The following is a 20,695-nucleotide window of genomic DNA, read 5'->3' as shown; positions in this document are numbered from 1 at the left end:
AGGACACTGGTACATGGTTCGGACAGCGGCGCGGCGCGGTCGTGCGCCGGTGACTAGTGTCCGGGCGGCGGGTCTTTCACGGATTCGCGGATTCACGGGTAGACGGTTCACGGTTCGGTTGGGCGCGCGCTCCTAGGACGGGCGGCGCGCGGGAGGAGGCATCGGTGGCGGGCACGTCCCCCGACAGGTCGAAGCGGTACGAGTCGTCGACGGAGTCGACGTCGGGGAATGAGCCAGCGGTTCCGGACTCCGGGGGCTCGGTCCCCGGACAGTCCTCCGGCCCCACCCCGGACCCTCGCCTCGCGATGTCCCGACCCTCCGCACCGAAGCCCGACCAGGCGACGGCGGTCTTCTCCCGCCGGGCCCTGCTGGAGGCGACGGAGACGGAAGGCCCGAAGCGGAACGATGCGCCTCCGTCCGCGGACGCGGATGCGACGGCTCCGGAGCCACCGAAAACCGCCGGGACCCCGAGGAACGATCCGAACCCCGAGGACGCGCCCGGTGCTGGTGCGGCGGCCGGGGACCTGAACGGGGCCCAGCGGACCGCGGACTCGGACGACGCCGACAGCCGGGCGGAGGACGGCGGCCCGGCGGACGGCAGCCGGGCGGACGACGGCAGCCCGGACGACGCCGGCAGCCCGGTGGGGGACGGCAGCCCGGTGGAGGACGGCGCGACGCGGGAGCGGACCGACGAGCTGGAACCGACCACCGCCGCCACCACCACCGACGCCGACAGGGAACCGACGCCGGGCGACAGGCCCGAGGACGACGACGCTCACCCACGCGATGGGGATGCCGCCGCGGCCGCCGACGGAGGGGAAGCCGGGAGCGGCTCGGGGGCTGGCGCGGGGAAGAACACACACGCCGGGACCGACGCCGCAGCCGACGGCGAAGAGGCCGAGGACGACGCGAGCCCTGCTGATCCCGCCCGGGCGGCCGAGACGGAGGAGAACGCGGCCCCTGTCACCGGCACTGGCACCGGCACCGGCGCTGCCGAAGCCGGACGGGAGACCGTCGACGGCGGGGAAGCGACTGTCGGCGACGTACGGCAGACGCCTGACGCCGACCGGGAAGCCCCCGACAACGCACGGAAGACCACCGGAGGCGTACAGCAGGCCCCCGACGACGAACCGGAGTCCAACGACACGCCCGAGGCCCCTGGTGCCGCAACGGCGGCCTCTGACGAGGCCCGCAGCCCCGCCGAGGCCGCCGATGGCGCGGGGGCAGCTGCTGACGCTCCGCGCGGTCTCGCTGACGACGAGCCGACGGCTGCCGGCGACGTACGTGAGCCCGCTGGCGGCGCGGGGAAGGGCGCTGACAAGGCGGGCGATCCCGCCGACGACGAGCCGGGAGCCGCCGACGACGTACGCGAAGCCGCCGGTGCCGCAGGCGCGGCCGCCGACGACGCACGCGGCCTCCCCGACGACGAGCCGGGAGCGGCCGACGAGGTACGCGAAGCGGCCGTCGACGTACCCGCAGCGGCCGACGGCCCACGCGAAGCCGGCGGCGCTGACGAGTCGCGCGGCCTCCCCAACGACGAGTCGCGCGGCCTCCCCGACGACGACGCACGCGACCTCCCCGACGACGAGCCGGTAGCCGCCGGCGGTGAAGTAGCCCCGCAAGGGCCACCCGCAGGTGACGACGAAAGTCGCACGGGTGGTGCGGGTGGGGGATCGGGGGGCGATGGCGGAGCCGAGGCGGCGGTGGACCAGCCGACCGCGATCTTCCGAGCCCCCCGGCTGCCCGCGGTCGACCAGCCCACCACCATGCTCAAGCTGGGCGACGCCGCCCCACGCGACGCCGAGCCCGCCAAGGCCGACGCCGCCCCCAAGGACGCCGAGCCCGCGAAGGCCGACGCCCCCTCCGACCGCGCCGCCGTGTCCACCGACGCCGCCGGCGACAGGCGCGCCGACGACGGCAAGGGCGCCGACAGGACCAAGGGCACCCAAGGCGGCGTCGACGAACCCGCACCCCCCGCCGAACGCACCAGCAAATTCGTAGCCCTGAAGCCGCTGGACGAGACCACGGCGCTGAGGCCCCCGGCGGCGCCCAACACCGCACCCCCCGCCCCGGCGGAGGCGACCCGTGCCCTCCCCCAGGTGGGCCCGGAGCGGACGACACAGCAGCCGTTGCCCCCGAAGCCCCCGCTGGACCTCCTCGCGGAGCTGACGAACACACCCCCGCCGCGCCAGACCCCGGTGCGGACGTTCATCCGCCGGGTCAAGATCTGGACCCCGCTGCTGATCCTGCTGGTGATCGTGTTTGCGGTCGTACAGGCCGTACGCCCGCTCCCCACCCCCACCCTCGCCCTCACCGCAGACGCGTCGTATGCCTTCGAGGGCGACAAGGTCTCCCTGCCGTGGCCCGCCGAGGGCCAGGGCTGGATGGACGTCAACGGCATCGGCACGATCGACAGCTTCGGCGAGCAGAAGCCCGTAGCCATCGGCTCCGTCGCCAAGGCGATGACCGCGTACGTCATCCTCAAGGACCACCCGATGAAGGCCGGTTCGAAGGGCGCCATGATCCCCGTAGACGCGAAGGCGGAAACGGAGGGCGGCTACGACAAGGACGGCGAGTCCACGCTCAACACCGTCAAGGAGGGCGACGAGCTCTCCCAGTACGACGCGATCGCGGCCATCATGATTCCGTCCGCGAACAACATCGCCCGACTGCTCGCCCGTTGGGACAGCAAGGGTTCCGAGGAGGGGTTCGTCAAGAAGATGAACGCCGCCGCCAAGGACCTCGGCATGAAGAACACGACGTACACCGACCCGTCCGGGCTGAAGGAGACGACCGTCTCCACCGCCGAGGACCAGGTCAAGCTCGGCAACGAGCTGGTGAAGATGAAGGCCCTGACGGACATCACCAGGCTCCCCGAGTGGAAGGACCCCTCCGGTCTGAAGCACCGGAACTACAACACCCTCGTCCCCTACGACAACGCCATCGGCATCAAGACCGGCTCCACCACGGCCGCCGGCGGCAACCTGCTCTTCGCGGCCACGAAGGAGGTCGGCGGTGAGACGGCGATCGTCGTCGGCGCGATCCTCGGCCAGCACACCCCGCCGATCATCGACACCGTCAACGCGGTCAGCAAGACGGCCATGGTCGCCGCCCAGGACGCGGTGACCTCCGACACGATCCTGAAGAAGGGCGACGTGGTCGGGTACGTCGACGACGGGTTCGGTGGCCGGACCCCGGTCGTGGCCACGAAGAACGTCGCGGCGGTCGGCTGGGCGGGCAAGACCGTCAAGCTGGAACTCGACGCGAGCGCGACCATCCCGAACGAGGCGAAGTCGGGCACGGAGGTCGGCACCCTGATCGTCGGCGACGGCGCCGGCGAGGGCGTCGAGGTCCCCGTGGCCCTCCAGAAGCCCCTCGCCGAGCCCGACTTCCTCACCAGGCTGACCCGCGTGAGCTGACCCACCCGATCCGCCCGGTCGGCCGCCACGCCGGCCGCCCGCCGCCCGTCGCATCGGCAAACCCCGAGGCGCCCCTCCCGTCATACAGACGGAAAGGGGCGCCTCCGCGCGAGAGCAACCGGAAACCCCACCTGCCGAATCCTCGGCCTCCCGAATCCTCGGCCCCCGAACCCTCGCCCCCACTCCTCCCCGTCGCCGCCCCCTACTCCTCCCCGCCCCCCAACCCCGCCTTCTCGTCGGCCTCCTTCTCGCACTCCAGGGTCGTCGTCCGGGACGGGCCGCCGTACTGGGAGCTGATGCGGACGTCGCCCGGCTCGTGGACCGTGAGGCGGGTGAACTCGGTGAGGTCGCCGTCGGACTCGCGGTCGGCGGTGAGGCAGCCGTTGTCGGCCCAGAGCCAGGGCGAGTAGGCGACGCGGACGGTGATCTCGCCGGCCCGCGGCATGTGGACCACGAGATTGGCCCCGTCGGCGCTGACGACCGTGGCCGGCCGGTCGACCAGCGGTGTCGCGTTCTTCACCCGGTAGATCTTCCAGTTCGCGTCCTGCCAGACCGGCTCCAGATAGTCCGGCCCGCTGCTCACCAGCGCGTGTTCGAGCTCGGCGGGCCCGTCCGGCTCGCCGTTGACGAGGACGACGAAGCCGACGGCCCACTGCGAGAGCCACGCCTTGTACGCCTCCGGAGTGAACGCCCCCTCGGGCACCTCGGTCCCGCCGTGCCCCTCGTAGAAGAGCCGCCCGCGCTCGACGTCGGCCTGCCGGTTCCACCCGCGCGCCATGTTGATGTACGGCGCGAGGATGGCGGCCTCCCGGTGGTCGCGGGCCGGTACCACCTCGACGCGGGTCTTCCAGGCGCCCAGCCGCTTCAGCTCCTTCACCACACCGTCGGTCTTCACGGCCCACTCGGGCACCTTGGTGTTGGTGACGATGTCGGCGGTCGTCTTGCCGGTCAGCCAGGTCACGGACAGCACCAGGGCCACCGCGCCGGCCACCGTCCGCCGCCGGGGCGTGAACCAGGACAGGGGGAGGCGGTCGTCGGCCGTGCGCGACTCGCCCCGGTACAGACAGATCGCCAGGGCCGCCGCGGGGCCCGCCAGTTCCAGGAGGCGTTCGACGTTGGTGCCGATGGGGGTGGGGATCAGGTAGCAGAGGACCACGCCGAGCGCGTAGATCGCGGCGCTCAGGCGGAGCACCCGCCAGGCGCTCGGCGCGACCAGCACCACCACCGCGCACAGCACGACCGGCGGCCATATCCGGCTGAAGGCCATGGGCTGCTCGCCCTCGAAGGGGAACAGCAGCGTGGTCACGGCGACGACGGTCACCGGCGGCGCGAGCAGCGCCGCCGCCCGGCCCCACTCACGGCACAGCAGATACGCGGCACCGACCACGAGGAGGAACAGCCCGGAGACGGGGCTCCCCAACGTGGACAGCGTCGCGCACACCGCCGCCACCGCGATGTGCCGCCCGGTACGCCCGCTCACCACCGCCAGCAGGGCGCCCATCGCGAAGGTCGTGCCCAGCATGAACGTGGAGCGGCCGGACACCACCTGACACCACAGCGAGAACGTCGCCGCCAGCGCGACAGGAACCGGCGCACGTACGCCCGTTCGGGTGACGACCTCGCCGGCCAGCCAGGACGCGGAGAGCCCCGACAGCAGCGTCACCGGGACGACGCCGAACGCCGCCATCAGATACGGCGAGAGCACGCTGTAGTTCGCCGCGTGCAGCCCCCCGTACCAGAACAGGTTGACCGCGGAGTCCGGGTACGTCTTCGCGAACTCCGCCCACGCCACCTGGGCCGCCAGATCGCCGCCGCCGGTCGCGAAGACGGCCCACCACACGACGTACAGCGGCAGGGCGCACAGGGCGGCCGTGAGGGGCACCCGATGGCGTTCCCGCCACGGCTCGCGCGACGGCGACGGCGACGGCCCGTCGGCACGCGAGACGGGTCGTCGTGGTGTCAGCTCGGCAAAGGCCACTGCGGCTCGTCCGTTCCGTTCGTCTCGTGCGGGCGGGTGTTGTCCGTTTGTTGGTGTAGACGCTAATCACCCGCTGACAGTTGGCCGACAGGAGCTGCCCGATCCGGTGCGGCCGTAGGGAAACCCCTCGGCCGCACCGCTACCGCACGGCTACTGAACGGCTACTGCACGGCTCAGGATGCGACCGGGAACGCCACGTCGCACACCGGGTCCTCGGGGCCCGCCGCCTCCCAGTCCGCGAAGTAGATCTCGCGGCACGGGCCGGTGACCCGCAGCCCCCGCGCGGCGATCCACCGCTCGACCGCCTCGAACGCCGCGAGGATCTGCGGATGGGCCACCTGGGCCTTGCTGATCCGGGTGTAGACGAGCCGCGTCGCGGGCTCCACACGCACCCGGGTCTCCCAGGCCCGCCCGTGTTCGGCGGCCCAGGCCCGCGCGGCACCCTCGTCGGCCACCGGCACGCACGACTCCGCGGGTCCGTCGCTCTCCATCGACACCTCGGAGTGGTAGACGACGAACGGCGCCCCGGCGACTCCGCCACAGGCCGCCGCGCCCTCCTCCAGCCGTCCGAGTGACGCCCCGATCCACGCGGGCAGCTCGTCCGCGAGGGTGTGCCGTGACTGGGTCAGCAGCACCTGGGGGCCGGTGTCGACCGTTGCGACCGTGAACGTCCCGTACGTCTCTTCCATGCCTGACTCCGTTCCCGACAACCGTCCACGGAGGTAGGCGACCAGGGTCCGCTGGGACGCGAACCGCTCCTCGGCCCCGGTCCAGTACGCGGCCAACCGCTCGGCCGCCCGGGTGCCGTCGCGCTCGACGAGGTCCACGATCTCGGCGATCCGCGCGAGTGGCATGTCGAGCTGCCGCAGCAGGGCCACCAGCCGGGCACGTTCGACCTGGTCGGCCCGGTAGTACCGGTAGCCGTTCACCTCGTCGACGTACGCCGGAGGGAGCAGCCCCAGCCGGTCGTACAGCCGCAGTGCCTTCGCCGACAGCCGTGCGCGGGCGGCGAAGGCACCGATGGTGAGCAGATCGTCCATGTCCCCTGGGTCCACTGGGTCATCCTCCGTCACCGGGCGCCCTCCGCCCGGCGAGAGGGACGGTGCCCCTTGCCCCAGGGGAAAGGTCAACGGCGGCCCTGCGGGCGTCAGCCGACGACCTTCTCCACGACGGCTTCGGGGCGTCAGCCGATGGCCTTCTCCACGGCGGCGACCAGCTCCGCCGACTCGGGCTCGGTCTGCGGCGAGAAGCGCGCGACGACCGAGCCGTCGCGGCCGATCAGGAACTTCTCGAAGTTCCAGCGGATGTCGCCGCTGTGGCCCTCGGCGTCCGCGTGGCCCACGAGCCGCTCGTACAGGGCGTGCCTGCCCTCTCCGTTGACCTCGACCTTCTCGGTCAGCGGGAAGGTGACGCCGTACGTCGCCGAGCAGAACTCCGCGATCTCCTCGGCGGAGCCGGGCTCCTGCCCGAGGAACTGGTTGCACGGCACGCCCAGCACGGTGAAGCCCTGCGCGGCGTAGCGGGCCTGGAGCGCTTCGAGGCCCGTGTACTGGGGGGTGAGGCCGCACTTGGAGGCCACGTTCACGACGAGGACGGCCTGACCGGCGTACTGGGCGAGGTCCGCGGGGCCGCCCTTGAGGGCGTCGATCTGCACGTCCAGGACGGAGGGGGTGGCGTTGTCAGTAGTCATAAACGGATGTTATCTCCGGTACCGCACGCCCCCTCCGCTCGGGTTCACGCCCCCCGACCGGCCTGGAGCAGCACCTCTCCGGCCGCCGTCCGCGCGTACAGCACCGAACGCCCGGCCCGCCCGCGCCGCACGAGACCGGCGTCCAGCAACACCTTCAGATGACGACCGACGGAACCGAGCCCCTGCCCGGTCAGGGCACACAGCTGGGTGGTGCTCATGGGCGACTCAAGAAGCCCAAGAACCCGAGCCCGAGCCTCACCGAGGAGGGGCCCGAGGGCAGCGGGGACGGCGGGGACGGCGGGAACGGCGGGGACGGCGGGAACGGCGGGGACGGTAGGGATGGAGGGGACGGCGGCGACGGCACTGACGACGGGGATGACGGAATCGACCCCGCCGCCCCTGCGAACCCCGCTGGCCCTGTGAACCCCGCTGCCCCTGCGAACCCCGTCGCCCCTGCGAACCCCGTCGCCGCCGTGGACGACGTCGGTCACGCGGGTGGGGGCGGTCGGGGTGGCGAGGGTGCCTGAGCAGGGGTAGACGACGGCGTACCGTTCGCGCTCCTCCCACGCCACCCACCCCGTGCGCTGGGGCGTGACCGGCACGAAGACCAGCCGCGCCCCGGAGATCTCCCGCGGCGGGTACTCGTGGAGATTGATCTGGAGCCGGTTCTCGCCGAGCCACCGCATCCCCGGCCGCATCGCGTCCAGCACCGCCGCCCAGCCGCCCTGCCCCAACCGCGCGGTCCTGGCGAGCACATCGGCCTCCAGCACGCGCCGCCGCCGCTCCCAGTACGGCCGTACGGTCTCCTCCCACACGTGGGTCAGGAGGTCGGCCGCGCGGCCGGGCAGGTCGTCCCGGTGCAGGGCGGCGGGCAGGGGACCGCGCAGGGAGAGGGTGAGGTGGGCGCGGGCGGCGGCCGGGTCGGCGCCCCGGACCCGGGCGATCTCGGCGGCGAAGGTCTCGCCCTCGCGCGGCGCGGGCGTGAGGAAGTCGGCGATCCACTCCTGGCCGAGCCCGGCGCGGATCAGCAGGGCGGTGAGCGGGTCACCGGCCAACGCGGCCCGATACGCCGGAAGATGGGCCCGCAGCCAAGCCTGCTCCCCGGGGTGCGTGCCCGTCCCGGCGTGCAGCACCTTCAGGCTCGCGAACGTCTCCGCGAGCGGCGAGACGACGAACCGGCTACCGGCGAGGGTATCGGCGTTGACCTGCCACCAGCCCATGGAACCCCCTCCGAAACGCGACGCGAGCCCGCCCGAGCTTTCGCGTGTGCGCGAAACATTACGGCTGACGAGCGACGCCCTCCAGGGTCATCTCCATGCGCGGCAACCGATCCAGCCACCGGCCCACCGACCCACCCGCCAACCCACCCATCAACCGTCCCACCGCCCCCTCCACCTACCAATCCCTCTTCCGCACAAGGGAGTTCACCCCTCTCTTCGTCTCCTCCGCCCTCCAGGTCGCGGCCTTCACGATCGGCGGCCTGGCCCTCGGCACCGCCGTCTACGCGGAGACCGGCTCCCCCCTCCTGTCCGCCCTCAGCATGTTCGGCCCCTCCCTCGCCCAGGTGATCGGCGCGACGACCCTGCTCTCGGCGGCGGACCGCCTGCCACCGAGGGCGACGCTGACGGGCCTGGCCGTACTCTTCGCGGTGAGCACGGCGGTGCTGTCCCTCCCCGCCCTGCCCCTGTGGGCGGTCTTCGCGGTGATCGCGGCCCAGGGCCTGGTCGCCTCCCTCGGCGGAGGAGTCCGCTGGGGCCTGCTGAACGAGATCCTCCCCGGCGACGGCTATCCGCTGGGCCGCTCGCTGTTCAACATGCTGCACGGCCTGACGCAGATCGCGGGCTACGCGATCGGAGGCGCCCTGGTGGCCCTCCTCTCCCCGGCAGTCACCCTGCTGGTGTCGGCGGCCCTCTACGCGGCGGCGGCCCTGTGCAGCGCGCTCGGTCTGAGCCGCCGCGCCCCGCGTGCCGCCGGCCGCCCGTCGGTCGCCGAGACCTGGCGCACGAACGCCGTCCTGTGGTCGTCCGCCCCGCGCCGCCGCCTCTTCCTGGGGCTGTGGATCCCCAACGGCCTCGTCGTCGGCTGCGAGTCCCTGTTCGTCGCGTACGCCCCCGACCGCGCGGGTCTCCTCTTCGCCTGCGCGGCGCTCGGCATGCTGGTCGGTGACGTGACGGTCGGCCGCCTGCTCCCGCCCCGGGTGCGCGACCGCCTGGCCACGCCGCTCCTGCTGCTCCTGGCGACCCCGTACCTGCTGTTCGCCCTCCACCCGCCCACCCCCGTCGCGGCGGCCTGCGCCACCCTCGCCTCGGTCGGCTTCGGCGCGAGCCTGGTCCAACAGCGCCACCTCCTCACCCTGACCCCACCCCAACTCACCGGCCACGCCCTGGGTTTGCACTCGGCGGGCATGATCACCTGGCAGGGCCTGAGCGCGACCCTGGCAGGCACCCTGGCCCAACTGACCTCACCGGCCACCGCGATGACGGCGATGGCGGCCGCATCGGCAGCGGTGACGCTGAGCTTGCGGGCAGCGGGACGACACGAGCGAACAGGCCACCCCGCACCGGCGTCCGCGCCCTGACGGCCTGTCGGTCCCCTACGTCAGCAGCCGCTCAGCGCGTCGGCCGTCCCGGCCCCCGCCACGCTCACCTGCCCTTCAGCGGAGGTGTGCGTCGAAGAAGGCCACGGTGTGGCGCATGGACGTGGGCCACTGGGGGGCGAAGGTGTGGCCCTCGCCGGGGTACTTGATCAGGCGGACGTCCTTGCCGGCCGCCTCGAACTCGGCCGTGGTCCGTTCCGACCAGGCGAGGGGGCAGGTCGCGTCGGCGGTGCCGTGGTGGATGAGGAGCGGCTCGGTGACGCGGTCCACGTAGGTGAGGGGCGAGACCTCCCGCCAGAAGGTCGGGTTCGAGGCGGGGGTGCCGTGCGCCGCCTCGATCTCCGCGACGACCGGGTCACCGTCGGAGCGCTGGAAGTGGTCGATGTTCTCGGCGGGGCGGGAGCTCACCGGGGCGAAGACCACGGCAGCGTCGAACAGCCCCGGGGCCACCACCAGCGTGTTGTAGACGACCCCGCCGCCCATCGACCGCCCCAGCAGACCGATCCGGTCACCGTCGATCTCGGGGCGGCCGGAGTCGCGCAGCGCCAGGGCCGCGCCGATGACGTCCTCGGTGTAGCCGAGGCGGAGGTTCACGTCGTTGTCGGGGTCGTCGTCGGAGCCCGCGTGGTTGCGGTAGTCGGTGTGCAGGACGACAAAGCCCTCACGGGCCAGCAGATCCTGCTCCCGGGCCAGCCCACGCCCCGTGGTGTAGACGGAGGGGTCGATGTACCCGTGCGCCAGCACCAGCGCCGGGAAGGGACCCTCGCCCTCGGGGACGTTCATGATCCCCGAGATGGTCAGACCGTCGGCCTCGTACGTCACCGCGCGGCTGGTGTACGCGGCGGTACGGGCCAGTACGGCGCCCAGGCGCAGGTCGGAGCCGGTGTGCGGGCGGGCGATCAGGCCCGGGATCGAGACCGGGTTCGCGGGGGTGGGGGTGGGGGTGGGGGTGGGGGTGGGGGACGCCTCCGACGTCTCGGTACGAGGTGGAGCGGAACCCGTCGTCGAGGACCGGCCCGTGGTCGGTGGTGCCGTGGTGGGGACGGCGCCCTCGCGCTCCCCTCCGGCACAACCGGCCAGCGCCACCAGCACCGACACCAGCCCGGCGGCGACACACCCTCGGCCTCGCAACCGCATGCGCCCAGTATCCCGCGCCGAGCACGACAGGGGCGGGCCGCCGGAGGGAGATCCGGGGCCCGCCCGAGGGGGAGGCTGCTGACCGCCTCACATCCGAAGCGAGCGGGTGATCAGCTCACATCCGACGCGTCCAAGCGGTACAGCCCGCTGTAGTCGCTCACCGCCGAGCCGTTCTCCTTCACCCACTCGGCGACCTCGATGGCGGCGGTGCTGTTGCCGCCCCGGCCGCTGTCGCCGACGACGATGTAGTGGAGCTTGCCGGCCTTCACCAGCGCCTTCAGCTTGGCGAGGGTCATCGCCTCGTCGCTGCCGGACCAGCCGCCCATGGAGATCACCGGCTCGCCCGACTCCAGGATGATCGAGGAGGCCGTCTGGTCGGTGGCCACCGCCACCAGCCAGGTCGCGCCGTCCTGGTTCTCCTTCAGGTACGTGATCATCTCGGCCGAGACCTGGGAACCACCGCCCATGCCGCCCCGGCCGGAGTTGCTGGTACCGGAACCGGTGGAGCCGGAGTTGCTGGTACCGGAACCGGTGGAGCCGGAGTTGCCCGTGGCCCCCGGCGCGTTCCCGCTCGGTCGCTGGCCGTCGCCCATGCCGCCGCCCCCGCCCATGCCACCCCCGGTGCTGGGACCGGCGGTCGGATTGGTGCCGTTGGTGGAGGCCGTGGTGGCCGCCGACAGCGAGTACGCGGTGGGCCCGGCCAGCAGCGCGACGACCGCCGCGATCGACGCCAGCCCGATCAACTTGCGACGCCGCATGAACCGTCCGACGACCAGCCCGATCACGGCGACCGCACCGGCGACACCGGCCACCACCTGGGCGACCGTGTAGACCGTTCCGGAACCGGAGACCCGCTGCAGCAGCACGACCGCCCAGACCGCGCTCGCCGCGACCGCCAGCGGCAGCACCCACCCCTTCCCCCACTCTCGGCTTCGCTCGAGCGGGGGGACCCCCATCGCGACCGGCCCCTCCTTGAAGGCGCCGTACAGCATCACCCCACCCGCCCCGGCCAGCGCCGCGACACCGGGCGCCATGGCGGTGACGTAGTACGGGTGGAACGTGCCCTCCGCGAGCGCGAACGTCAGGTAGTGCAGGACGAACCAGCCGCCCCAGAGCAGCAGGGCCGCGCGCTTGGTGTCGGTACGAGGGGCCCGGCCCCGCAGCACCAGACCGCCCACCAGCGCGACGATCGCGAACGGGATCAGCCAGGAGATCTGGCCGCCCATGATCTCGTTGAACATCCGGTAGACGCTCGCCTCGCCGCCGAAGCTCGCCCCGTTGCCCTGCGACCCCGCCGACGCACTGGCGCCGAAGATCCGGCCGAAGCCGTTGTAGCCGATGACCAGGTCCCAGACCGTGTTGTCCGTCGAGCCGCCGATGTACGGCCGGGAGGAGGCAGGGATCAGATCCACGACCACCATCCACCAGGCGCTCGACACGACCAGCGCGACCGTGCCGACAGCGAGGTTGCGGACCCGGCGGCCGAGCGAGGCGTTCGCCGCCCACAGGTAGACCAGGAAGAAGACCGGCAGGACGACGTACGCCTGCATCATCTTCGTGTTGAAGGCGAAGCCGATCGCGACGCCGGACCAGACGAGGGGCATCAGACGCCCCGTGCGAACGGCCTTCATCAGCGCCGCCGCGCCCAGCAGCATCAGGAAGACGAGGATCGGGTCGGGGTTGGTGTCCCGGGTGAGGGCGACCGTGATGGGGGTCAGGGTGAGCGCGAGCGCGGCGATCGTGCCCGCGACGGCCCCGAAGTCACGCTTGACCATCCGGTACAGCAGCGCCACCGAGCCGACGCCGACCGCGACCATCGGCAGCAGCAGCTGCCAGGTGCCGTAGCCGAAGACCCGGGCCGACAGGCCCATCACCCACAGCGCGAACGGCGGTTTGTCGACGGTGATGAAGCTGCCCGCGTCCAACGCGCCGAAGAAGAACGCCTTCCAGCTCTTGGTGCCGCTGTAGACGGCCGCGTTGTAGAAGGTGTTGCCGGTGACGGAGGACAGGTTCCAGGCGTACAGCGCCGTGGCCAGGACGAGGATCGCCCACAGGGCCGGGCGCGCCCAGCGCGGGTCCTCCGGCGCACCGGTGAACAGCCGCCGGACCCGGACGGCGAGCCCGCCACGGTCCCCGGCGGCCGCAGCGGCCCCGGTCGCCCCGGCGGCGGAAGGAGTGTCGGCCCGATGCCTCGGCGGGGCGAGGGTCGCCGCGTTCTTTTCGTTCATGGCAGCGACTGTCGAGGCCGCTCCTGGGGCGAAGCTGAGCGAGCCCTGAGGGAAGAGTGAGAATCAGAGAACCCACAGCTTCCCCACAGTCACCGGACGCAGGCCGTTCCTCGCGCCCGGACTCAGCCCCTTCCCGCGCCCGGTGTCACGACTGGTACGGCTGCTGCTGTTGCGGCTGGCCGTGCGACTGGCCGCCGTGCGCGCCGGCGCTCTGCTCCTGGAGCCGCTCGGCCTGCTCGGCGCTGACCTTCTGCTCGGCGCCGCAGAAGGTGCACTGCGTCTGGTACTTCGTCGAGATCGGGATGAGCGGCACGAAGAACAGCGTGAACTTCGTGACCCGCTTCCTGAGCGTGTGCGCGGCGGGGTTCCCGCACTGTCCGCACACGAGCGTCAGTATCGCGAGCTGGTACAGGTATCCCTTGGTGCCGAAGATGATGAACATCTGATCCTTCCCGGGGGTGCCCTATCGACGCACCGCGCGTGCTGCACGCACCGTACGCACTGCCTCAAGTGTGCCTGTCCCTCACTTCTTCACGTCGCCGGTGAAGATCGCTTCCTCGGAGTCGTAGTCGGGGGAGACCTCGACCTGGAGGAACGTTTCGTCCTTGGGTAGCTCACAGGCCCACGGAACGGTGAGGGAGCGTCCGGCGAGAATACGGGTGTCGGGGAGCCCGTCGAGGCCGTCGTCGTAGATCGCCTCGCCCTCCTTGCCCTGGTCGCCGTAGGCGCAGTTCACGGTCAGCTCGTTGGCGTCGACCGTGGCGTCGGACTCGTTGGTGATCTTGATGCTGAACTTCACGTACGGCGTGCTCTCGGGCACCGCGTACTCGCTGGACACCCCGCGTTTGAACCCGGAGAGCGCGACTTCGACGTCGCTGTCGTAGATCACCTCGTCATCGAGGGCGAAGACCCCGTCGTCGTCGGTCGCGGTGTCGCTCGCGTCCTCGGAGGAACCCTCGGTCCCCTCGCCGCCGTCGCTGCCGCTGTCGTCGCCGGTGGTGTCGGCGTCCTCCGCCGCGACCGTCTTCGTGACGGTGACCGTCGGCGCGGGCGAGGCCGACCCGTCGCCGTCGTTGGTCACCACGATGCCCGTGCCGATGACACTGGCGACGACGGCGACGGCACAGCCGACGATGATCAGGTTCGTCCGGTTCGCGCCCGGCGGCTTCGGCGGCTGCGGCGGCATCGGCGGCCCGAAGCCCGGCATGGGCGGTGGCGTGATGTCGTGGCTCATGGTCCCCCCACGCTGGTGCAGTTGAAGGGTGAATCATCCCGTACGCACGTGGTTTTTTGGAGAGGGTGTGGCTGGATCGTGATGGCAAGGTGGAGACCCCGCCACGCGCCGAAGACCCACCCGCGGCCCGGTAGAGGGCGGGGGTGGAGGACCCCTGCCTGCCGAAGGCCCACCCGCGGTCGGCCGTCGACGGACCGGCGGATCCCTGCCCGCCGGAGGTTCGCCCGCGGCCCGATCTACGGCGGGGCGGAAGCCCCGTGCCTGCCGCAGGCCCGGGGCGGAGGGCCCCTGCCCCCGAGCTCCACCCTCGACCACGCCACGTGCAACCAGAGAGGCATGCCGAGGCCCGCCGACGTCCGTCTCGGGGGCGATGTGGCCGGCACCCCCGCTCGGGGAGGCTGCACGTCAGGACGAGCGAGGAGAGGGAAGGGCGGCATGGAAGCGATCAAGGAGCCCGACTGGAACACCGTGGGCATCCTGGGGGCGGCCCGGGGCGCCCGGTCGGGCAGCGGGGGCGCTCTCGGCACCGAGCACCTGCTCGCCGGCATCACCACGTCCAAGGGCCCCGCGCGCGAGGCACTCGCGAGCGAGGGCGCGACCAAGACGGCCCTGCTGGCGGTGCTACGGCACCGGCAGGACCGGGACGGCGCGTGGAGCGCCACCGACGACGCGGAGGAAAGCGTCGACGCGCGGGAGGTGCTGGGCGACGACGACGGCCGGAGCGACCGCTTCACCGGCGCCGCGGCCAGGGCGCTCACCAAGGCGATGGGCGACGCGGAACGGGAGGGCGCGGCGAAATTCGGCGCACCGCACCTGCTGCGGGCCCTGCTGGACGAGGACCACCGCGCGGTGGAACTGCTGGGCGCCTGCGGCATCGCACCACAAGCCGTACGGGCACGCCTCGACGGTACGGGCGACAGCGCGACGGACGCTCTGCCCCCGCTCCTGCACGCCACCCGCGACAGACTCCTCGGCCGTGACCACTACCGCCACATGCCCTTCTGGAAGCGGTGGCTGGTCAAACGCTCCGGCATCAACTGGGCGTCGCGCCCCGCCCGTTGGGTGAGCCTGGAGACCTACGAGCAGGCACAGCGCCTGGGCGCGGCCGCGGTCGGCACGGAACACGTCCTCCTGGCGATCCTCGCCACGCACGAGGTCGCACAGCGGCACCCGCATCTCGCGACGGAGAACGCCTCCACACCAGACCTCCGCTACACGGGCGGCGAACGCCTGACCCGCCTCGGCCTCGACTACACCTCGGTCCACAAGGCCCTGACCGGCGGCCGCGTCCACCTGCTTCCCGACCCGCACCCGCTCACCCACTACCTGGACAGGGCCACACCCCCCACCGCCACCTCCGCCCCCACCTCCACCGACGACTTCCCGCCGGACCCGGGCACGGGCCCCTTGGTCGAGTCCCTCCTGAGCGAACAAACCCGAGCCCACCAGCTGATCACGACCCTGACCGCCCCTCCCACCACCTGACCAGATCAGCCCAGCCCGGCCCCCCACCCGTGAGGCTGCGCAAGACTGACCCCGTGGCACACGATGAAACGGAAACGGATGACGCGACGGCCGCGACCATGGCCGCCCTTTTCGCCCCCGAACCGGACAGCTGGGGCCTGCGTGGCGACCCCCACCTCTGGCGGGCCATGCGCGACCACCTGTCGCACACGCCTGCTGCCCCTGCTCGCGGAGCGAGCGCAGGCCCTGCTCGGGGAGTGAGCGCGGCCGCGCCGCAGGCCGGGCACTCGTGTCCGCGGGGCTGGCGTCAAGGCGGTCCGTGAGGGCGGCGCCGGCGGGACGACCTCGGCCGGCCCGCGCCAGGCAAGGCGATCAGCTCGATTCGTGGCCGGAACTCCCGGACGCTTCGCTCGCGACCCGACGGTACTCGGCATTGATGCGCTGAGCCTCCTCGAGCTGGTCCTCGAGGATGATGATCCGGCACGCAGCCTCGATCGGGGTACCCCGGTCTACGAGCTCGCGGGCACGAGCGGCGATCCGCAGTTGGTAGCGGGAGTACCGGCGATGTCCGCCCTCCGAGCGCAGCGGAGTGATCAGACGGGCCTCGCCGATGGCTCGGAGGAAGGCCGGCGTGGTGCCGAGCATTTCGGCGGCCCGGCCCATGGTGTACGCGGGGTAGTCGTCGTCTTCCAGGCGATTACTGAGTGGGGTATCTGCTGCCATGTCACCTCGTTGTTGCAACGCGTCGAGGGGCCCTGGCGCCGTACGGCACCAGGGCCCCGAAGGAAATGAAACACCATCTGTCGGCACTCGTGCTCTGCCGACCTTCTGTTTCCGCTACCCGGCCCGCCTGGGGCAGGGGTGCGGGGATCGCGGCTGCGTGACCGGGGACCACCATCCATTCCGGGGTCTTGCGCGGTACCCGGACCGAGAGCTTCCCGGCCGGGCGATCCTGATGGCGTCTGCTCCTCCGTCCTTTCTCTTGACCTCTTGCTGAGCGGGCACTGCGGTACTGCTCGGTGATGCTCTTCAGCAGCCCCTGGACCTGCGGGCTGCCCAGTGCGGCTCCCAGCCCCGTCACCGTCCTGCAAACACTGTGGCTTCGGAACTCCAGAACCGCACCGACCTGCGAAATCACTCCTACTGCTACCCGCCAGTTCGTGTCTGCCGGGTCTCGCTCGACCGTGTCAACGAGAAGAAGACTAACCATGACGGGAGCCAATGTCTACTCTGGCAAGAGTAGATTTTGCCGCGCACGAGCAAGAGGTCTCCTATGGCCAGGGCCTGCGACGACGGACGAGGGCCCTGCCGACGCGCGTCGGCAGGGCCCTCAGTTCTTCGCGGCGGTTCTTCCGCCCGCGTTCACACCTTCTGGATAGCGGTGCCCCCCAGCAGAGCCGAAACGTTCTGGAGCGCGGTGGGTACACCCACCGGCGCGGTGCCAGGGCCGGCGTGGCAGGTGAAACCGAGACGGGTCATGGCCCGGACGACTTCGCCGCCGGTGAAGTCGCGGCGGCTCCGTCGGGTGATGACCTGGCCCGCTTGCTCGACCGGATAGCGGCCGCCGCCGATGGTCACGGACTCACCCGCGACGAGTTCGGGAGTGAGGACGCCGGGGTCCGCCCGAGCTCCCCGAGGGGGCCGGGCCGAGCACCGGCCGCGGTGAACGGTCCGTGGAGGATGTCCCGTAGACGGATCCGGTCCGTGTAGGCGGGGCTGCCGCGGAGGACGGCGAGCCGGGCCAGGGTGATCAGGCCCGTCCTCTGGTCGTCCCCGTCGCACAGGACGAGGTGATCGACACGGGCTCCGGCCATGAGGGACAGAGCCACCTCGACCGTCATGTCGTCACGGACCCGAGGCCCGGACGGGTCCCCGTCGTCAACCACGTGCCTGGGCGAGCGATCCGCTGCCAGGTGCCGCGCCTGAGCCGTCGTCATAGGTGCCTCCTGCCGGAAGGGATGGGCTGATGATCACAGCGGTCAGGCGGCCGAGCCGAAACCGTGCCGCCGCCGCTCCCCGCGCCGAGCCGCTTCGCCGACGGGCCGGGCCTGTCCGGGACGTCCCCGGCGTCCCCGGCGGCCCCGGGACGAGGAAGGCGCGCTACGGGGACGTTCCGCGTCGGGCGCGGTGATGACGACCGGGACACCGGAAGGGGCCTGGGCACCTGTGATGCGGCTCAGCTCCGCCTCGCCCGACCGCACCTGGGCGATCCGGGGGGTGATGCCCGCCGCGCTCATCAGCCGGCTCATGCCGCGACGCTGACCCGGGGTCACCAGGGTGACGACGCTGCCGGACTCGCCCGCACGGGCCGTACGACCGCCGCGGTGCAGGTAGTCCTTGTGATCGTTGGGCGGATCCACATTGACGACCAGGTCGAGGTTGTCGACGTGGATTCCGCGCGCCGCGACGTTGGTGGCCACCAGTACGGTCACGTGCCCGCTCTTGAACTGGGCCAGGGTCCGCGTGCGCTGCGGCTGGGACTTGCCACCGTGCAGGGCCGCGGCGCGGACGCCGTTGCTCAGCAGGTGTTTGGTCAGCAGGTCCGCGGCGTGCTTGGTGTCCAGGAACATGATCACTCGACCGTCTCGCGCGGCGATCTCGGTGGTCGTCCGATGCTTGTCCGCGTCGTGAACGTGGAGTACGTGGTGCTCCATCGTGGTGACCGCGCCCGCCGACGGGTCGACGGAGTGGACCACCGGGTCCGTCAGGTAGCGGCGGACCAGCAGGTCGACGTTGCGGTCCAGGGTGGCCGAGAAGAGCATCCGCTGCCCGTCGGTACGCACCTGGTCGAGCAGGGCGGTGACCTGGGGCATGAACCCCATGTCGGCCATCTGGTCGGCCTCGTCGAGGACGGTGACGGCGACGTCGTCCAGCCGGCAGTCGCCCCGGTCGATGAGGTCCTTGAGCCGCCCGGGCGTCGCGACGACCACCTCGGCCCCGGAGCGCAGCGCACCGGCCTGCCTGCCGATGGACATCCCGCCCACGACGGTGGTCAGGCGCAGGCGCACGGAACGGGCGTACGGGGTGAGCGCGTCGGTGACCTGCTGGGCGAGCTCGCGGGTCGGAACGAGAACGAGGGCGAGCGGCTGCCGCGGCTCGGCACGCCGCCCGGCCGTACGGGCCAGTAGGGCGAGGCCGAAGGCGAGGGTCTTGCCCGAGCCGGTGCGGCCACGGCCGAGTACGTCACGTCCGGCCAGGGAGTTCGGCAGGGTCGCCGCCTGGATCGGGAACGGTACGGTCACGCCTTCGTGGCCGAGCGTGGCCAACAGCCGCGCGGGCATGGCGAGATCGGCGAAGGACTCGACGGCGGGCAGCGCGGGCGTCACCGTCTTCGGCGGTGCGAACTCGCCCTGAACGGTCTGTCGATTTCCGTAGGATTGGGAACGGCGCGGACCGCCGGAGCGGCCTACGGCAGTTCCTCCACCGGAGCGGTTTACGGCAGTTCCTCCGCCGGAGCGGCCACGGGTGCGGGGTGTGCGTGTGCGATTCATGTGGAACCTTCCTCGATGCGGCGCGTATCAAGGAATTCCCGCAGCGGATGAGCGGCGCAGAGAATCGCGAGAACGGGCCAAAGGCGATGTGTGTTGCGCCCAGAAAAAACAGCGAGCTGGGGCCCGCACCCCAGAGGTGCGGGCCCCAGCTGCGAAGTACGCGTCTGCGCCGGTGTCAGGCGGGAACGATGTTCTCGGCCGTCGGGCCCTTCTGGCCCTGCGCGATGTCGAAGGACACCTTCTGGCCTTCCAGCAGCTCGCGGAAGCCCTGGGTGGCGATGTTCGAGTAGTGGGCGAAGACGTCGGCGCCGCCGCCGTCCTGCTCGATGAAGCCGAAGCCCTTTTCCGCGTTGAACCACTTCACGGTGCCAGTAGCCATGTTGTTTCTCCTTCGGAGACGGTGTCAGGAATTCGCCCTGTGCGAATTCCGTGTCGCCGTGATGATTACCCCGTCGGAAATGAACCTTCTGGCAACCACACCTGCAACTGAGATCGACAGTAGCACGGTGCGACCGGCCGTGCGCGCTCGATGATTTCACTCCGTTTGAAATTCGAGGAATACTCGCAGCGCCCCGCACCTTATTTCTCATGCCGCGGATACAGATATTGCCCTCCGGGGCTGCGGTGTTTCCTGTCGTGCGCTTCGGTCCCCAGCCCCGTGACCTCAGCCGACGGGAGTCGCGCCGCCGCCACCGTCGCCAGGGGATCGCAGCGTGTCGCACGCGCCGCAACTCCACCATCGCGATGAAGGTCACATCCCGGCCGAGGCCCCGAGCGGGTCACCTCCCCAGCCGTCGAGGCGGGTCCAGCCGGCCTGGGCGTTGCCCGCGCGGGCCGACGGTTCGTCATCCATGCCGTACCTTCTGGGGACGGTGGCGTTGAGGACATATGCGCTCACCATCCGGAACACCCTGAAGCATCCGGAGCACCCGGAACGTCCGGCAACCGGGCGCCGCCGTGCTTCGCATACGCCCCTTTCCGCTCGAGTCATTCGAGTCATTCGAGGCAGGTACCGGCGTGCGTCGGCCCGGTCTTGGAGGCTCGGCCCCGATACAGAGGGGCGGTTCGACCTCGCAGTAGGCCGAATCACCCGTACGTTTGGTGTATACGGCGTCACATAGCGGGCGCCGAACCATTGGAGGCAATACCCCGTGCTGATCGCTCAGCGTCCCTCGTTGACCGAAGAGGTCGTCGACGAGTTCCGCTCCCGGTTCGTGATCGAGCCGCTGGAGCCGGGCTTCGGCTACACCCTCGGCAACTCCCTGCGTCGTACGCTCCTCTCCTCGATCCCCGGTGCGGCTGTCACCAGCATCCGGGTCGACGGTGTCCTGCACGAGTTCACCACCGTGCCGGGCGTCAAGGAGGACGTCACCGACCTGATCCTCAACATCAAGCAGCTGGTCGTCTCCTCGGAGCACGACGAGCCGGTCGTGATGTACCTGCGCAAGCAGGGTCCGG

At 71.5% G+C, this 20,695-nt stretch carries 16 protein-coding genes and 2 pseudogenes; 4 read left to right on the top strand and 14 right to left on the bottom strand.

Annotation, left to right across the window (positions count from 1 at the left end; all coding sequences use genetic code 11):
- The first annotated feature begins 305 nt into the window (after positions 1-305).
- The gene (locus PUR53_RS37700; protein WP_329911324.1) at positions 306-3,419 is read left to right on the top strand and encodes a D-alanyl-D-alanine carboxypeptidase; all 3,114 of its coding nucleotides are present in this window, start codon (positions 306-308) and stop codon (positions 3,417-3,419) included.
- 202 nt (positions 3,420-3,621) lie between these two features.
- Here the strand turns inward: PUR53_RS37700 and PUR53_RS37695 are convergent, their stop codons facing one another.
- The 4 genes from PUR53_RS37695 to PUR53_RS37680 form a co-directional block, all read right to left on the bottom strand.
- The gene (locus PUR53_RS37695; protein WP_329900129.1) at positions 3,622-5,301 is read right to left on the bottom strand and encodes a hypothetical protein; all 1,680 of its coding nucleotides are present in this window, start codon (positions 5,299-5,301) and stop codon (positions 3,622-3,624) included.
- 269 nt (positions 5,302-5,570) lie between these two features.
- Positions 5,571-6,437, bottom strand: a complete 867-nt coding sequence (locus PUR53_RS37690; protein WP_329911323.1) for a MerR family transcriptional regulator — start codon at positions 6,435-6,437, stop codon at positions 5,571-5,573.
- 143 nt (positions 6,438-6,580) lie between these two features.
- Positions 6,581-7,087: a glutathione peroxidase gene (locus PUR53_RS37685; protein WP_329900127.1), complete on the bottom strand. Its 507-nt coding sequence runs from the start codon at positions 7,085-7,087 to the stop codon at positions 6,581-6,583.
- A 44-nt stretch (positions 7,088-7,131) separates the two neighbouring features.
- Complete coding sequence (locus tag PUR53_RS37680) at positions 7,132-8,307, bottom strand: helix-turn-helix domain-containing protein (RefSeq protein ID WP_329911321.1); 1,176 nt, start codon at positions 8,305-8,307, stop codon at positions 7,132-7,134.
- Positions 8,308-8,402: 95 nt separating this feature from the next.
- Here PUR53_RS37680 and PUR53_RS37675 point away from each other — a divergent pair, with 95 nt between their 5' ends.
- A complete protein-coding gene (locus PUR53_RS37675; RefSeq protein WP_329911320.1) occupies positions 8,403-9,665 on the top strand; it encodes an MFS transporter in 1,263 nt (420 codons plus the stop codon).
- Between the two features lie 75 nt (positions 9,666-9,740).
- Here the strand turns inward: PUR53_RS37675 and PUR53_RS37670 are convergent, their stop codons facing one another.
- The 4 genes from PUR53_RS37670 to PUR53_RS37655 all read right to left on the bottom strand — a co-directional run bounded on the left by PUR53_RS37670 (position 9,741) and on the right by PUR53_RS37655 (position 14,282).
- Positions 9,741-10,820 (bottom strand): alpha/beta hydrolase family protein, encoded by a 1,080-nt coding sequence (locus tag PUR53_RS37670; protein WP_329911318.1) that lies wholly within the window; start codon positions 10,818-10,820, stop codon positions 9,741-9,743.
- 110 nt (positions 10,821-10,930) lie between these two features.
- Positions 10,931-13,048 (bottom strand): ArnT family glycosyltransferase, encoded by a 2,118-nt coding sequence (locus tag PUR53_RS37665; protein WP_329911317.1) that lies wholly within the window; start codon positions 13,046-13,048, stop codon positions 10,931-10,933.
- 145 nt (positions 13,049-13,193) lie between these two features.
- Complete coding sequence (locus PUR53_RS37660) at positions 13,194-13,490, bottom strand: zinc-ribbon domain-containing protein (RefSeq protein WP_329900122.1); 297 nt, start codon at positions 13,488-13,490, stop codon at positions 13,194-13,196.
- A gap of 81 nt (positions 13,491-13,571) precedes the next feature.
- Positions 13,572-14,282: a hypothetical protein gene (locus tag PUR53_RS37655; protein ID WP_329900121.1), complete on the bottom strand. Its 711-nt coding sequence runs from the start codon at positions 14,280-14,282 to the stop codon at positions 13,572-13,574.
- Positions 14,283-14,717: 435 nt separating this feature from the next.
- Between PUR53_RS37655 and PUR53_RS37650 the strand changes: the two genes are divergently transcribed.
- On the top strand, positions 14,718-15,767 hold the full coding sequence (locus PUR53_RS37650) for a Clp protease N-terminal domain-containing protein (RefSeq protein ID WP_329911315.1): 1,050 nt from the start codon (positions 14,718-14,720) through the stop codon (positions 15,765-15,767).
- Between the two features lie 351 nt (positions 15,768-16,118).
- Here the strand turns inward: PUR53_RS37650 and PUR53_RS37645 are convergent, their stop codons facing one another.
- The 6 genes and pseudogenes from PUR53_RS37645 to PUR53_RS37620 form a co-directional block, all read right to left on the bottom strand.
- Positions 16,119-16,469 carry a helix-turn-helix domain-containing protein gene (locus tag PUR53_RS37645; RefSeq protein ID WP_329900118.1) on the bottom strand — a complete coding sequence of 117 codons (351 nt, stop codon included), beginning with the start codon at positions 16,467-16,469 and terminating at the stop codon, positions 16,119-16,121.
- A 639-nt stretch (positions 16,470-17,108) separates the two neighbouring features.
- A pseudogene (locus tag PUR53_RS37640) lies at positions 17,109-17,354 on the bottom strand (SCO5918 family protein); the annotation flags it as partial.
- The gene (locus PUR53_RS37635) at positions 17,321-17,683 is read right to left on the bottom strand and encodes a CBS domain-containing protein (protein ID WP_329900117.1); all 363 of its coding nucleotides are present in this window, start codon (positions 17,681-17,683) and stop codon (positions 17,321-17,323) included. The pseudogene PUR53_RS37640 and the gene PUR53_RS37635, both read right to left, overlap by 34 nt.
- A gap of 42 nt (positions 17,684-17,725) precedes the next feature.
- Positions 17,726-19,237, bottom strand: coding sequence for a DEAD/DEAH box helicase (locus PUR53_RS37630; RefSeq protein WP_329911314.1), 1,512 nt, complete (start codon positions 19,235-19,237; stop codon positions 17,726-17,728).
- 175 nt (positions 19,238-19,412) lie between these two features.
- The gene (locus tag PUR53_RS37625) at positions 19,413-19,616 is read right to left on the bottom strand and encodes a cold-shock protein (protein ID WP_028799214.1); all 204 of its coding nucleotides are present in this window, start codon (positions 19,614-19,616) and stop codon (positions 19,413-19,415) included.
- 372 nt (positions 19,617-19,988) lie between these two features.
- The gene (locus PUR53_RS37620; protein WP_329900115.1) at positions 19,989-20,138 is read right to left on the bottom strand and encodes a hypothetical protein; all 150 of its coding nucleotides are present in this window, start codon (positions 20,136-20,138) and stop codon (positions 19,989-19,991) included.
- A 250-nt stretch (positions 20,139-20,388) separates the two neighbouring features.
- Between PUR53_RS37620 and PUR53_RS37615 the strand changes: the two are divergent.
- Positions 20,389-20,695, top strand: a pseudogene (locus PUR53_RS37615) (DNA-directed RNA polymerase subunit alpha); the annotation flags it as partial.

The sequence above is a fragment of the Streptomyces sp. SP18BB07 genome (assembly GCF_036322545.1).
Lineage (GTDB): Bacteria > Actinomycetota > Actinomycetes > Streptomycetales > Streptomycetaceae > Streptomyces > Streptomyces deccanensis.
Note: the sequence above shows the minus strand (reverse complement) of the source record. Positions and strands in the feature narration are given on the sequence as shown.